A 15,196-nucleotide genomic window follows, 5' to 3' on the forward strand; every position below is an offset into this window, starting at 1 on the left:
CTTATCCTACTATCGAGATAGCGAATAAGGGTCAATGCGAATTGATGCAAGGCTCTTCTTAGACGAACTGCGACGACGTTGGAACTCATGCAGTAACGAGATGAGAGCCTCACCATCAATCAGTGGAACCAGAACAACGATTCGATCTATATCGCCCTTGAGTTGTGATGGGCCAAGGAATTGAGTTGATTCGGGCAAACGGGAGTCATCTTGAGCTTTCTTTAGTCCGCGCAAAAGCGATTGGGACTCAGTGGCTGCAATATCCATCGTGACAGCCCTAGTAAACGGAGGAAGATTTACTTCGAGACGTTCACGTAGTTCACGTTGCGAAATCAGCGACGGCTTCCAGGCAGAGACGGCGCCAATGATCGGGCTATCTGCTGACATGACAAATGCAACTTTTCCCTTTTGCGAAGCCGAGGCACTGGTTGAAAAGAAGAGCTCGCGGGTTCGTTCGTGAGCTCGGATATCTGCCTGCATGAAGAAGCGATCTGCCTCGAGAATAATCACAAGGGCATAGCCGTTCTTGGTGATCGGAATGGCGCCAGGAGTGGCGATGACTAACCCTCGTTCATCGTCAAAACTATCAATCATCAATTCCGATGACGATTGCACCACCTTTACTCCAGGAAAAGCCGCTCCAATCTCATATGCGAATCTTTCTGAGCCGCGACCCAAGAGATAAGGAGTTGAACCTTTACACCACACGCATCTCCACTCCGAATGAGCCTTGCCGCATATGGTGCATTCAAGGGATGTTTCTGAACCACGCTTGAGTAACTTGCCACCGCATTCACAGAGAGCAGAGTTTTTGCATTTAGAACACACGACACTTTGCGAGTAACCCTTTCGAGGCGCGAGGAAAAGTACGGGTCCCGAATTCATTGCCTTGCGAACCTCCCCCATTAACCTGCTGGGAATCAGCTCGCCATGCGATTGAGGATAAGCTGAAACATCGATGCGAGATTTACTTGATGAAAAATCGATCCATTTATTCTCAATAAGTCGAGCGACTTCAGAACTCGGTGAATAACCGACGAAAGTTAGATTGAGCTCTGATTTCATCGCTCGAAGGATGGCGACATCGCGGACATTCCATCCTGGAGAACGAACCTCATAATGTTGCTCAGAACCTTCATCCATAACGATGATTGACTCGAGATCGGTAATCGGTGCAAAGATTGCGCTTCTGGTTCCCAGCACAATCTGGCCTCGTCCATAACGACATAAAAGGAAATTGCGATATCGCTCAGATCTATCGAGTGCTGAATCGAGAACCACCGCTTCCGGTATCAGGGCGACCAGCCTCTGGACGGAGCGATTGTCGGGAACTATGACGAGTGTCGATCCCTTTCCTGAGTACCTGTCAATCGTCGAAAGCAGGAAGTTGAAACGATTAACAGCTGGTGGAATATGAATATAAGTGCGATTTGGCTTCGTTTTTAACTGAGGCAATGCTGCCTCGACCCAGTTCTCTTTATCGACTGATGCAACCCGAGGAGGGATGGCTGATCGAATAACGTCGAACGGATGGGCCGCCCAACGAGCTGCTACAGCCGAAATAAGTTCAATCGATTCAAGCGTCGCAACGCTATGCAGGGATATTGCTTTCGAGATTGATTTCAAGACGGGTGAATCCGACGTACTCTCTCGAGTAAGAACTAGCCCTTCAACTTCTCGGCCATGAAAAGGAACTTGAACACGAACGCCCGTTGAGATAACAGCTGAGAGATTATCGGGTATTAAATAGTCATAACTTTGATCTAGATGAAAGACCCCAGAATCTACCCAGACCCGGGCAATCGGCAGATCTGATGAACTGCCTTCCGGTTTGAGCTTCGCTATCTCAGCTTTGAGACGAAGTGGCCTCGTAAGTGCCACGTCAGTAAAGCCTTCGACTATTTAACGGCTGCTTGGAGTTCTGATACGCGATTAGTTGCTTCCCATGTGAAGTTAGGAAGCTCGCGACCAAAGTGACCGTAAGCAGCAGTCTGTGAATAGATCGGGCGCTTGAGATTGAGATCGCGAATAATCGCTGCAGGGCGAAGATCGAAGACAGTTGTTACTGCATTTTGAATCTTTTGAACAGGAACTGTCTCTGTTCCAAAAGTTTCAACAAATACACCCACAGGCTGCGCTTTACCGATTGCGTATGCAACCTGAACTTCGCAACGACGGGCAAGGCCTGCTGCTACAACATTCTTAGCCACCCAACGCATTGCATAGGCTGCAGAACGGTCAACCTTTGAAGGGTCTTTACCTGAGAACGCTCCGCCGCCGTGGCGAGCCATTCCACCGTATGTGTCAACAATGATCTTGCGTCCTGTAAGTCCTGCATCTCCCATTGGGCCACCAATTACAAAGCGACCTGTTGGGTTAATGAGCGTGCGCATATCTTTGCGAGGCAGATCAATCTTTGCCAAAACAGGATCGATTACTTGAGCAATGATTTCTGGTGTCAACTGCTTGATGACATCTACTTCTTCTGCATGCTGACTTGAGATAACAACTGTATCGAGAGCCACAGCCTTATCGCCGTCGTACTCAATAGTTACCTGTGTCTTGCCATCAGGGCGAAGGTATGGAAGTGCGCCTGACTTACGAACCTTAGAAAGTTGTTGAGCTAATTCGTGAGCCAACCAAATTGGAAGTGGCATGAGCTCTTTGGTGTCATCACACGCGTACCCGAACATGAGCCCTTGATCGCCAGCACCTTGAAGATCTAATGGATCTGCTGCAGATGAAACGCGGTGCTCAAATGCATCATCGACGCCTTGTGCGATATCAGGAGATTGCTGTCCGATGGAGATTGAAACGCCACAGCTATTTCCGTCAAAGCCCTTTACAGATGAGTCGTAACCGATACCAATAACTGTGTCACGGACAATGCCCATGACATCTGCGTATCCGTTGGTGGTTACTTCACCGGCAACATGTACCTGACCTGTTGTGATGAGTGTTTCAACCGCGACGCGACTTGTTGGATCCTGGTCTAAGAGTGAATCAAGGATTGCATCCGAAATTTGATCAGCGATCTTATCTGGATGGCCTTCGGTAACTGATTCTGAAGTAAAGAGGCGTTTTGACATTGTCCTAACCTAACTGAAGAAGGGCTTCATCGAGTAGTTGGTGAGCTAGCGTGTCTTTGGTGGTCTCTGCCACCTTCTTGGGTTCCTTACCTCGAACCAAGATAAATCCATGAGTTGTCTCGCTATTGAAGATATCTCCCCCAGAAATATCATTGAGATAGAGAATATCGGCTCCTTTAGAAACCATCTTCGCCTGGGCGGTTTCGAGATTTTCGGAAGTTTCAGCTGCAAATCCGACAATAACTTGTCGAGACTTCTTTGCTGAGATTGTGCGCAAAATATCTGGATTTTCGACAAGGGCAATATTTGTGAATTCGTTCTTCTTAATCTTCGCATCCGCTATCTGCTTGGGGCGAGCATCTGCAACAGCGGCTGACATCACAAGAATATCTGTGTGAGTGAATTCTGCATCGAGTGCTGAGAGCATCTGTGATGCGCTCTCAACCTTAATTGTTCTTATGCCTTCAATGTCGGCAAGATTCGAATTTGCTGAAATGAGAGTTACTTGAGCGCCACGTCGCTGGGCCGAGCGTGCAACTGCATACCCTTGTTTGCCGGATGACTGATTTCCAATAAATCGAACTGGATCAATCGCTTCACGAGTACCGCCTGCGGTAATGAGCACTTTCTTTCCAAGAAGATCTGAACGTGAGCCCGTAATTTCGGCGAACTCCCCCAGAATGCGTGATGTTTCAGGAAAACGTCCCTGTCCCACATCTCCTGATGTGAGTGCGCCAGTATCTGGATCCATCACGTGATAGCCGCGGCTACGTAGCGTTGCAACGTTTGTCTTGGTGGCTTCGTCGTTCCACATCTCAGGGTGCATGGCCGGCACAATCAGTACAGGTGAGTTGGATGCAAGAATTACATTGGTAAGGAGATCATCTGCACGTCCCGCCGCAATTCTCGCCATGAGATCGGCAGTAGCAGGTGCGATGATGATGAAATTCGAGTTCTTTGCAAGAGAGATATGGCGGACTTCCTCTACGCTTTCAAAGACTTCCGTAGTGACCTTACGCCCTGAAAGCGCTTCCCACGTTGCCGACCCGACGAAGTTCAAGCTCGAAGGGGTAGGAACAACAGTTACGCCAAAACCGAGATCACGGAGACGACGGAGAAGATCGCAGGATTTATATGCCGCAATGCCGCCACCAACGCCGAGAATTACTTCACGGCCAAAACCTTGCATGGTGGTTTACCTAAAAATTAGGCGGTTGGTTCTAGATTTTCAATAGTCAAAAGACCTTCGTTGATTTCGCGAAGTGCAATTGACAATGGCTTCTCGTGAACGTGTGTATCAACTAGTGGCCCAACGTATTCAAGAAGACCTTCACCAAGTTGTGAGTAGTACGCATTAATTTGGCGAGCACGCTTTGCTGCATAGAGAACGAGGCTGTACTTAGAACCAGCCTTATCGAGAAGTTCGTCGATAGGTGGGTTTGTGATTCCATCCATATGTGCGCTCATCTGTACTCCTGTGTTTCGTAGCAATTAATGCTCTGCGGGTCTTGCAGCCTATTTAGGCAGATACGAATTCTATCAGGGATGCGACTACCCCATCGACCTGGTCATTGATGAGGACTTTATCGAAGAAAGAGGCGGCAGCCATCTCTTCTTGAGCCAAAGCCAAGCGGGCGGCTCTACGTTCTGGGCTATCGGTGCCACGACCTTCGAGGCGAGAAACGAGCTCTTCCCATGTAGGGGGCTCGAGAAATACGAGTATTGCTTCCGGAACCTTTGCCTTAACTTGCTTAGCTCCTGCGATCTCGATTTCAAGTAGAACGCTTTTGCCTACACGTAGTGAATCTTCAACAGCTCTTCGTGGAGTTCCATAACGGTTACCTGCAAACTCTGCCCATTCGAGAAATTCATTGGATGCAATGGCTGCATCAAATTCTTCATTTGAACAGAAGTGATAGTCAATTCCATTTACCTCATTAAAACGAGGCGCCCGAGTTGTTGCTGAGACACTGACAAAGAATGGTGATGATTCTTTCAAAACCTTTGCGACAGTGCTCTTGCCGACACCACCGGGTCCCGAAAGTACAACCAACTTCCCAGGAGTGAGGCCGGAAGGAATCTTGAATTCATTATCTAAAGATTCCAATTGATGTCTTCCAAGCCCTTGGATACGACGAGTTAATGAAATTCCAAGACGTTCCAGAATCGATTTGCCGCGAATTTTACCAACACCACTGATTGACTCAACGAGTTCAAGTACACGCATCTTGGCGATTGCTTCATCATCTTTCGACATTGATACAACATCGGTTATCGACAGTTCGCCACTCTTTACGCGCGCTTTAACAGCGGCTCTAATCTGACGCGACTCTTTAGCCTTTGCCAGCGCTCGGGCGCGCTCTTCCGGTGTCAGTTGTGGAGGTGCGCCCATGGGATAAATCTAGTTGAGAATCTCGTCAGCGATGAATCGCGCCTTTGACTTCATTGCCTGCGCCCCATCAGACCATGCCTTGGTAATTGGACGACCAATCACCACGAAAGAAGCACCCGCGGAGATTGCATCCTTCGGTGTCATGGTCCGCTTTTGATCATCGCTTCCTACTTCAGAGAGAGGGCGAACTCCTGGGGTAATAATGTGAGGCGTTGGTCCTACTGCCGAACGGATTGCCGCGATTTCAAGTGGAGAACAGACAATTGCTCGAGCACCAGCATCAACTGACATTTTCGCTAGAGCTACTGCGCTCTCTAGGGCTGGATTTGCGTAGCCGATTTCAAAGAGATCCTCTTCTGAAAGTGAGGTCAAAATCGTTACAGCAGTGACATCGGTTGCAGGAACTGCATCCACCGCAGCCTTCACCATTGCTCGACCACCAGATGCGTGAACGGTAAGGAATCTAGGTTTTAAGTTTTCGATTGCCTTAGCTGCCCCTTGAACTGTGTGAGGAATATCGTGAAGTTTGAGATCGAGGAATATGTCCGCATCAGTCTCGGATTGGATGGCACGGATTCCTTCTTGGCCGAAGGATAGAAAGAATTCAAGGCCTAACTTATAAACACTGACAGAATCTTGGGTTGCCGCAACCCATTGCTTTGCGATCTCGATATCTGGTGTATCAACAGCTAGAACTATTGGGGCTTTCATTACGCCTCTTCTCTATGTGCGTAGCCGATGGCTTGTTGCAGAGTGGCAAAACCACGAGCTGCAAGAAGATCGCGCAATTCATTCTGAATCTCAATAAGAGCTGATGGGTTTCCGAAACTTGCAGTACCAACAGATACTCCTGAAGCACCTGCCAAAATTAGTTCAAGTGCATCCCGGCCTGATGCGACTCCCCCCATTCCAAGAATTGGAACTTTAGGAAGAGCAGCATGCACCTGATAGATCGCACGTACTGCAACAGGTTTAATCGCAGGACCAGAAAGTCCGCCTGTCTTGCCACCAAGATGTGGTCGCATTGAGTCAATATTAATAACCATCCCTAAGACCGTATTGATAAGCGCTAATCCATCAGCGCCAGCATCGACTACGCCTCGTGCGATTGATGGTAGATCAGTTACATCAGGTGAAAGTTTCGCGATGATGGGTAAGTCGCCACCAATTGTCTTTCGCACGCCATCGATAACTCGCCTTGAGGCATCAGGGTCACACGCAAAGACAAGGCCACGGTTTTCAACGTTCGGGCACGAGATATTTACTTCGACAGCGCTAATGCCTGAAACAGATCGAAGCTTACGAGCGAGAGTTGAGTACTCTTCTACGGTTTCACCAGCGATTGAAACAATGACTCTTGCTTTCTGCTCCAATAACCAAGGGACATCGTTAGCTAAAAACGAGTCGATACCTGGGCCTTGCAGACCGATTGAGTTCAACATTCCTGACGGAGTCTCAGCCATACGCGGCGTAGGACGTCCATGGCGCGGCTTGCTCATCACAGACTTGGTGACAACAGCACCAATCTGGTTGAGAGGGAAGAATTGAGCTAGTTCTTTACCGCTGCTTGCACAACCACTGGCTGTAAATAACGGAGCTGGAAACCATGCATTTCCAAGAGTTGTAGACATATCCACTGGAAGCGTCATGCGAGTGCCTCCGGAACTTTGCCGACAAGATCCCAACGAACATTGGCGCCATCCATAACAGGACCATCGATACATGATCGCAGCATCGATGTTGTTCCATCGTCATTTTGTACTGGCAATACGCAGGTCATGCAGATACCAACACCGCACGCCATTGATTCTTCAACAGCGCATTGATGAATTACTTCGGTGTCAGCGACTAGGGCAGTAATTGCGGAAAGCATCGCCATTGGACCACATGAATAAATAACGTCGATGTTTCGATCTCTAACAATTTCCAGAAGATTCTCAGTCACGCGCCCGGTTTCACCCATAGATCCGTCTTCTGTATAGATCTTTAGCGAGTTAACAGACCTCTTACCTTCCATCGGTGCATAAATCTTTGTACCAACGCTCGCACCCAACAACATGTCAACCTTGCAGCCACGGCCTTTAAGAACATCTGCCAATCCGAAGAGCGGAGCTGAGCCATAACCACCACCAATAAGAAGGGCGTTGATTGGTTCTGTAGGAATTCCGAATGCGGTTCCAAGGGGTGCAATGATGTCAATCTCTGCTCCTTCTTGCTGAGAACAGAGCCACTTACTGCCCGAACCATGTGGGGCAACAATTAATTCCATTGTGCCCCCGTATTGGGAATTGTCTGCGACTCGAGAGATAGCGAATGCGCGACGCAAAATCATCTTAGATGTATCGCCTCCAACGCGAATGGCAACGAAGTTACCCGGACGACAGCTCTTCACAATATCTCCGACATTGAGAAGAATCTGGTGATAGGCACCGATACGTTTATTTGAAACGATGGTTACAACTTGCTGAAGTGCGCTCTTATTTATCGTAGCCATTAGCGTTTCAACCACTCTTGAATTGGCGAAACGCTCAATTCGCCCGCCTGTAAGGCCTTGATTCCTTCGACAGCAGCGCTGAAACCAGCTGTCGTCGTGATGATAGGAATAGAACGCTGAACAGCCGCTGTGCGAATAGCCCAGCCATCTGCTCGGGTACCACGACCAACGGGGGTATTGATAACAAGATCAATGTGACCTGCGTTGAGCATTTCGACAATTGTCTTCTCACCCATTGGTCCAGTTCCTTGCGAATTCTTTCGGACGACAACAGTCGATACTCCATGTTCTGCAAGATATGAAGCTGTTCCATCGGTTGCAAGGAGTCTAAATCCGAGCGCCGATAATCCTTGTGCAGGTGCAATCCCGTGCTTCTTATCTTTATCCGCCAGTGAGATAAATACAGTCCCTGACTTAGGAAGTGGTCCAAAAGAACTTATCTGCGACTTGGCATAAGACTCACCGAATGTCGCTGCAATGCCCATCACCTCACCAGTCGAACGCATCTCAGGTCCAAGTACTGCATCGACTCCGCGACCATCTGCTCGTCGGAAGCGGTTCCATGGAAGCACAGCCTCCTTGACGCTAATCCCCTTTGCAACGGCATCGCCTTGTGCTGGAAGTAGACCTTCTGCGCGCAACTCTGCAATTGTCGAACCAAGAGAGATTCGCGCTGCAGCTTTTGCGAGAGGGACGCCTGTTGCCTTGCTGACGAATGGCACGGTGCGCGATGCGCGTGGATTTGCTTCGAGTACATAAAGAACTTGATCAGCCATTGCGAATTGAATATTGATGAGTCCGGAAACCCCAACGCCTTGGGCAATCTTTAACGTTGCTTCGCGGATCTGCACTCTTTGCGAATCAGAAATCGTCATTGCAGGCAATACACATGCGCTATCGCCAGAGTGAATTCCAGCTTCTTCAATATGTTCCATGATTCCACCGAGGAAGAGCTCAGTTCCGTCATAAAGTGCATCGACATCAAGTTCGATTGCAGAATCTAGGAATCGATCAACAAGTACTGGGTGGTCCGGAGTGATATCTGTAGCGCGCGAAATGAAGCCTGAAAGGGCCTCATCATCGTAAACAATCTCCATGCCGCGACCGCCAAGAACAAAACTTGGGCGAACCAGAACTGGATAACCAATACGTTGTGCGATGGAGAGAGCTTCCATTTGAGAAGAAGCCATTCCGAATTCCGGTGCTGTCAGTCCTTGATCCTTAAGAACCTGACCAAATGCACCTCGCTCTTCAGCCAAGTTAATTGCATCAGGGCTTGTTCCAAGAATCGTGACGCCTGCAGCTTTGAGCCCTGCAGCTAAACCAAGCGGCGTCTGCCCACCCAGTTGTGTGATGACACCAAGCACTGGACCAGCCTGTGATTCGGCATGAACAATTTCAAGAACATCTTCAAGGGTAAGCGGCTCGAAGTAGAGGCGATCTGAAGTGTCGTAGTCAGTCGACACTGTCTCTGGGTTGCAGTTAATCATGATGGTTTCATAATCTGCAGCACGTAAGGTGAAGGAGGCGTGAACGCACGAATAATCGAATTCAATTCCCTGACCGATTCGGTTAGGACCACTGCCAAGGATTATGACGGCAGGCTTTGTTCGTGGACGAACTTCCGTCTCTTCCTCATAGCTTGAGTAATGGTATGGAGTAAAGGCCTCGAACTCTGCCGCACATGTATCAACCGTCTTGTATACAGGACGAAGATTTACTTGATGGCGCACTTTGCGGACATCTGCCTCAGCCATTCCGCGAACAGTTGCAATCTGAGCATCTGAGAACCCAGTCGATTTTGCTAACTTCAAAAGATCAAAAGTGAGTTCGCCTGGTTCACCAATAGTTCGCGCTACATCGTTAATGATTTCGATTTGGCGCAAATACCAACGATCTATCTTGGTTGAGGCGAAAACTTCATCCATCGTTGCACCCAACCAGAGTGCGCGTTGAACTTGCTGAAGTCGATATTCAGTCGGCATCTTCATCGACTCGAGAAGGCTGGACTTTTCGTCTGTTGAACGTGCATCCGTAAAGGTGAAAATTGCTTCCTTACGTTCTAGTGAACGTAGTGCCTTCATAAGAGCTTCAGGGAATGAGCGTCCGATGGCCATCGCCTCGCCAACGCTCTTCATCGTGGTCGTTAAGCGTGGATCTGCATCCTGGAACTTTTCAAAGGCAAAACGTGGAGCTTTCACAACGATGTAATCGAGTGTTGGCTCGAATGATGCTGGAGTTACCTGCGTGATGTCATTCTTAATCTCATCGAGGGTATAACCGATTGCTAGTTTGGTTGCAATCTTGGCGATGGGGAAACCTGTCGCCTTTGAAGCAAGTGCACTCGATCGAGATACGCGTGGATTCATTTCGATGACGATGATGCGACCCGTGTCAGGGTTAACTGCGAATTGGATATTACATCCACCCGTATCGACACCGACTTCACGAATGATTGAGATCGATAGATCGCGAAGCTTCTGGTACTCAACATCAGTCAAAGTCAGAGCTGGGGCGACAGTGATCGAATCTCCGGTGTGAACACCCATGGGATCGATATTCTCGATACTACAGACGATAACAACGTTATCGACCTTGTCGCGCATTACTTCAAGTTCGTACTCTTTCCAACCAATGATTGACTCTTCGATGAGAACTTCAGAAGTTGGGCTATGTCGAAGACCAGCACCGGCAATCTGACGAAGTGTTTCCTCATCAAAGGCAATACCTGAACCAAGTCCGCCCATGGTGAAAGATGGACGAATAACCGCCGGATAGCCAAGTTGCCCAACTGCGCCCATGACATCATCCATTGTGTGACAAATAATGGAACGAGCTGATTCTCCCCCGACCTTTTCAACAATAGCTCTAAATAGCTCTCGGTTCTCGCCTCTTTCGATAGCCGCCACATCAGCGCCAATCAATTTCACGTTGTACTTATCAAGTGTTCCGGCTTCGAAGAGTCCTATCGCAGCATTGAGTGCGGTCTGACCACCAAGCGTTGCAAGAACAGCATCTGGACGTTCTTTGGCAATGATGCGTTCGATGAATTCAGGGGTAATCGGTTCGATATAGGTTGCATCCGCAAATTCAGGATCCGTCATGATTGTTGCAGGGTTTGAGTTAACCAAAATGACACGGATGCCTTCGGCTCGAAGAACTCGACAAGCTTGTGTGCCTGAGTAATCGAATTCGCACGCTTGACCAATCACAATCGGGCCTGAACCAATAACGAGAACGCTCTTAATCGAAGTATCGCGTGCCATTAAAGAGCCTCAACTTTTCTTGGATAAGCAACCATGAGGTCAACGAAGCGATCGAAGAGATAAGCGGCATCATGAGGACCGGCTGCCGCTTCTGGGTGATACTGAACGCTGAAAGCGCCGCGTTCTGTGAGTTCTAGACCTTCAACAACTCCGTCATTAAGCGATACGTGCGTCACCTGGCCGGGGCCATAAACAGTCGAGAATCCTGAATCGGTTGGAGCTTGGAGCGCAAACCCATGATTATGCGCAGTGATTTCCACTTTTCCGGTCTTGCGATCCAAAACAGGTTGATTGATTCCACGATGACCGAATTGCAATTTATAGGTTTCGAAACCAAGAGCGCGACCAAGAATTTGGTGGCCGAAGCAGATACCAAAGACTGGAATCTCTTCACCGAGAACTTCACGTACCAAATCAATGGTCTCGGTCATCGTTGCTGGATCTCCGGGACCGTTAGAGAGAAATACACCATCCGGATTTATAGCTTGGATATCTGCAAATGATGAGTTGTATGGCATGACATGAACTTCAATCCCACGTTCAGCCATGGCACGAGGTGTTGCGCCTTTGATACCTAGATCAAGTGCTGCAACGGTAAATTTCTTTTCACCGATTGCTGGAACTACATAAGTTGTGTCCGTAGAAACATCATCACTCAAGTAAGCGCCGCTCATTGCCTGTTGCTTACGAACCTCTATAACCATCTCTTCGCGAGATAGTTCAAGACCTGAGAAGATGCCTACGCGCATTGCGCCTCGATCGCGTAAATGGCGAGTAATTGCTCGAGTATCAACGCCTTGAATTCCAACAATGCCCTGGCTAATCAATTCAGCCTCTAAGTCATTCTCGCTTCGCCAATTGCTTGTCAGCGTCGAAGGGTTTCGTACGACGAAACCAGCAACCCAATACTTCTTAGATTCATTGTCATAGGCATTGACGCCGGTATTGCCGATATGGGGCGCAGTCATCACAACAACTTGCTTGTGATACGAAGGATCCGTCAGAGTCTCTTGATATCCCGTCATTCCTGTCTGAAAGACGGCCTCACCAAAAGTTTTACCGGTAGCTGCCCATGATGTTCCCTCGAAGATTCGGCCATCATCGAGTACGAAGAAAGCTTTACTCATGAACGACCCCCTTCAAAAACAACCTCACCGTTAAAGATTGTTGCGACAATCTGGCCTGGCAGCTCCATGCCATGGAACGGAGTATTGCGACTTCTTGAGGCTACTAGGTCTCTATCGACCCTGAACAGTGAGGTTGGGTCCATCACAGCAATGTGCGCAGGCGCACCTACCTTGAGCTCTTGGCCATGGTTTTCATAAAGGCCGATTCGCGCTGGCGCATAGCTCATGCGTTCGGCCACTGTCGCCCAATTGATGAGACCTGTCTCGACCATGGTCTTGTTCACAATACTGAGCGCCGTCTCGAGGCCAAGCATTCCGAAGGATGCTTCTTGCCATTCGCACTCCTTGGTCTCTGCAGGATGCGGTGCGTGATCCGTTGCAACAATATCGATAGTTCCATCGGCAAGAGCTTCACGAAGTGCCATCACATCTGCTTCAGTGCGAAGAGGTGGATTTACTTTAAATACCGGATCGTAGCTGCGTGCAAGTTCATCGGTAAGAAGTAAATGATGCGGAGTAACTTCTGCAGTCACGTTTATGCCACGAGCTTTCGCCCAACGGATAATCTCAACACCGCCGGCTGTAGTTAAGTGGCAAATATGTAAGCGAGCTTGAACGTGATCTGCAAGAAGAACGTCGCGGGCGATAATTGCTTCTTCAGCAATTGCTGGCCATCCCTTGAGGCCAAGTTGCGATGAAACAATTCCCTCGTTCATCTGTGAACCTTGGGTCAGACGTGGTTCTTGCGCATGTTGTGCTATCACGCCATTGAACTTCTTCACATATTCAAGAGCGCGACGCATCACCAGAGGATCAAAGACGCAATGTCCATCATCACTGAAAACTCGAACGCGGGCAACAGAGTCAGCCATTGCTCCGATCTCGGCTAAATGTTCGCCTTCCAGTCCGCGAGTGACAGCTCCAATAGGAAAGACATCAAGCAAACCTGTTGATTGACCGAGGCGGTAAACCTGTTCCACAACTCCAGCGGTATCTGCAACAGGTGAAGTGTTTGCCATGGCGCTCAGCGCGGTAAATCCACCCTTAACGCCAGCTTGCGATCCGGATTCCACAGTTTCAGCATCTTCCTTACCTGGCTCACGTAAGTGAGTATGTAGATCTACAAGACCTGGAAGTACAACTGATTTCGAAGCATCGATGATCCGAGCATCGCTTGATTCAATCTTTGGTGAAATCTCAGCGATCTTTCCATCCTTGATAAGAAGATCAGATTTCTTTCCATCTGGCAGCGTGCCTCCCGAGATGAGAATTGTTGAACTCATTCTGATGCTCCAATCTCTTGAGACCCTGCGAGAAGTAGATAAAGAATTGCCATTCTGACGCTGACACCGTTGGTTACCTGCTCGAGAATTACCGAACGGGCGCTATCGGCGCTATCGGCTGTGATCTCAAGGCCACGGTTCATCGGTCCTGGGTGCATCACGATTGCAGTGGGTTTCATCTTCTTGAGACGATCCTTATTGAGTCCGAAGTAGCGCGAATATTCGCGAGCATTTGGGAAGAAGAGTTCTGTCATTCGCTCCATCTGAATTCGAAGCATCATTACGGCATCCACTGATTCGATAATTGAATCGAAGTCGTAAGAAACCTTCACCGGCCATGACTCGACTCCGACCGGAAGAAGTGTTGGCGGAGCGACGAGTGTTACCTGTGCGCCAAGCTTTGTTAGCAAGAGGACATTTGAACGCGCAACGCGTGAGTGCAGAACATCACCCACGATGGCAACATGTAAACCAGTAAGGTCGTCTCCCCCATGCGCCAAGTGTCTACGAATCGTGAAGGCGTCGAGCAACGCTTGACTTGGGTGTTCGTGCGTTCCATCGCCTGCATTCACGACAGACCCAGTCATCCATTGACTGTCTGCTAGGCGCTGTGCGGCGCCAGATGCGCTATGACGAATGATTACTGCGTCTGCTCCCATAGCTTGCAAAGTTTGCGCAGTGTCTTTCAGGGATTCACCTTTACTGACACTCGATCCCTTTGCAGAGAAGTTAATGACATCTGCAGACAATCTCTTTGCCGCTGCTTCAAAAGAGATGCGAGTACGAGTCGAATCTTCAGCAAATAAATTTACAATCGTGCGACCTCGAAGAGTCGGCAACTTCTTCATTGGCCCATCAGAAACTCTTGCGAGTTCTTCTGCTGTATTGAGAATTTGAAGTGCTTCGACTTTACTGAGATCTGAGATCGAGAGAAGATGGCGCATTACTTGCCTCCTTCTTCGAGTGAGACAGCATCTACGCCATCGAGTTCAGTGAATTGAACTTTGATGATCTGCGTTGGCGAGGTAGGAAGATTCTTGCCGACGTAATCAGCCTTGATCGGAAGTTGTCTATGTCCACGATCTACCAGAACAGCTAACTGGACTGTCTTTGGGCGACCAATTTCACCGAGTGCATCGAGGGCGGCACGGATTGTTCGGCCAGAGAAGAGAACATCATCAATCAAGATGATGTTGCGATCTTCGACTCCAAGTGAAGGAATAGTTGTGGGCATCAGGGCTCTTGGTGGGCGCATGCGGAGATCATCACGATGCAAAGTGATATCTAAGGTTCCGGATTGAACCGGCTTCCCTTCGATAGCTTCTATATTGGCAGCGATGCGAGCGGCGAGATGAGCTCCTCGTGTAGGAATTCCTAGAAGAGTGATTGAGTCCGAACCAGAGTTACGTTCGAGGATCTCGTGGGAAATACGGGTAATAGCGCGTGCCATATCTGGCGCCGGCAGGGCAAGGCTCATGTAAATCTCCTTCCCCGCCTCGCAGAGCGGGTCGTTAAAGGATGTTGGCGGGAGTTTAGCACTTAAGT

13 protein-coding genes are annotated in these 15,196 nt (G+C 48.9%); all 13 read right to left on the reverse strand.

Annotated elements, in window-relative coordinates:
• Positions 1–9: 9 nt before the first annotated feature.
• The 13 genes from A1sIA56_RS03450 to pyrR are packed head-to-tail and all read right to left on the reverse strand — an operon-like array spanning position 10 to position 15,128.
• Complete coding sequence (locus A1sIA56_RS03450; RefSeq protein ID WP_095673556.1) at positions 10–1,881, reverse strand: primosomal protein N' family DNA-binding protein; 1,872 nt, start codon at positions 1,879–1,881, stop codon at positions 10–12.
• A gap of 17 nt (positions 1,882–1,898) precedes the next feature.
• Entirely contained in the window at positions 1,899–3,089 is a 1,191-nt protein-coding gene (gene metK, locus A1sIA56_RS03455) for a methionine adenosyltransferase (RefSeq protein WP_095673557.1), read from the reverse strand.
• 4 nt (positions 3,090–3,093) lie between these two features.
• Positions 3,094–4,278 (reverse strand): bifunctional phosphopantothenoylcysteine decarboxylase/phosphopantothenate--cysteine ligase CoaBC, encoded by a 1,185-nt coding sequence (gene coaBC, locus A1sIA56_RS03460; RefSeq protein WP_095673558.1) that lies wholly within the window; start codon positions 4,276–4,278, stop codon positions 3,094–3,096.
• A 17-nt stretch (positions 4,279–4,295) separates the two neighbouring features.
• Entirely contained in the window at positions 4,296–4,556 is a 261-nt protein-coding gene (gene rpoZ / locus A1sIA56_RS03465) for a DNA-directed RNA polymerase subunit omega (RefSeq protein ID WP_017955438.1), read from the reverse strand.
• Between the two features lie 52 nt (positions 4,557–4,608).
• Positions 4,609–5,481: a guanylate kinase gene (gene gmk / locus A1sIA56_RS03470; RefSeq protein ID WP_095673559.1), complete on the reverse strand. Its 873-nt coding sequence runs from the start codon at positions 5,479–5,481 to the stop codon at positions 4,609–4,611.
• A 9-nt stretch (positions 5,482–5,490) separates the two neighbouring features.
• On the reverse strand, positions 5,491–6,192 hold the full coding sequence (gene pyrF, locus A1sIA56_RS03475) for an orotidine-5'-phosphate decarboxylase (RefSeq protein WP_095673560.1): 702 nt from the start codon (positions 6,190–6,192) through the stop codon (positions 5,491–5,493).
• Entirely contained in the window at positions 6,192–7,130 is a 939-nt protein-coding gene (locus A1sIA56_RS03480; RefSeq protein WP_095673561.1) for a dihydroorotate dehydrogenase, read from the reverse strand. The genes pyrF and A1sIA56_RS03480 overlap by 1 nt, the downstream gene beginning before the upstream one ends.
• Positions 7,127–7,975, reverse strand: a complete 849-nt coding sequence (locus A1sIA56_RS03485; protein ID WP_095673562.1) for a dihydroorotate dehydrogenase electron transfer subunit — start codon at positions 7,973–7,975, stop codon at positions 7,127–7,129. The genes A1sIA56_RS03480 and A1sIA56_RS03485 overlap by 4 nt, the downstream gene beginning before the upstream one ends.
• Positions 7,975–11,241, reverse strand: coding sequence for a carbamoyl-phosphate synthase large subunit (gene carB / locus A1sIA56_RS03490; protein WP_095673563.1), 3,267 nt, complete (start codon positions 11,239–11,241; stop codon positions 7,975–7,977). Before carB ends, A1sIA56_RS03485 begins: the two co-directional genes overlap by 1 nt.
• On the reverse strand, positions 11,241–12,368 hold the full coding sequence (gene carA, locus A1sIA56_RS03495; protein ID WP_095673564.1) for a glutamine-hydrolyzing carbamoyl-phosphate synthase small subunit: 1,128 nt from the start codon (positions 12,366–12,368) through the stop codon (positions 11,241–11,243). The genes carB and carA overlap by 1 nt, the downstream gene beginning before the upstream one ends.
• Positions 12,365–13,651, reverse strand: a complete 1,287-nt coding sequence (locus A1sIA56_RS03500) for a dihydroorotase (RefSeq protein WP_095673565.1) — start codon at positions 13,649–13,651, stop codon at positions 12,365–12,367. The genes carA and A1sIA56_RS03500 overlap by 4 nt, the downstream gene beginning before the upstream one ends.
• Positions 13,648–14,595 carry an aspartate carbamoyltransferase catalytic subunit gene (locus A1sIA56_RS03505; RefSeq protein WP_095673566.1) on the reverse strand — a complete coding sequence of 316 codons (948 nt, stop codon included), beginning with the start codon at positions 14,593–14,595 and terminating at the stop codon, positions 13,648–13,650. Before A1sIA56_RS03505 ends, A1sIA56_RS03500 begins: the two co-directional genes overlap by 4 nt.
• Positions 14,595–15,128, reverse strand: a complete 534-nt coding sequence (gene pyrR / locus A1sIA56_RS03510; protein WP_095673567.1) for a bifunctional pyr operon transcriptional regulator/uracil phosphoribosyltransferase PyrR — start codon at positions 15,126–15,128, stop codon at positions 14,595–14,597. Before pyrR ends, A1sIA56_RS03505 begins: the two co-directional genes overlap by 1 nt.
• Positions 15,129–15,196 lie beyond the last annotated feature (68 nt).

The organism is Candidatus Planktophila sulfonica (assembly GCF_002288065.1).
GTDB classification, from domain to species: Bacteria; Actinomycetota; Actinomycetes; order Nanopelagicales; family Nanopelagicaceae; genus Planktophila; species Planktophila sulfonica.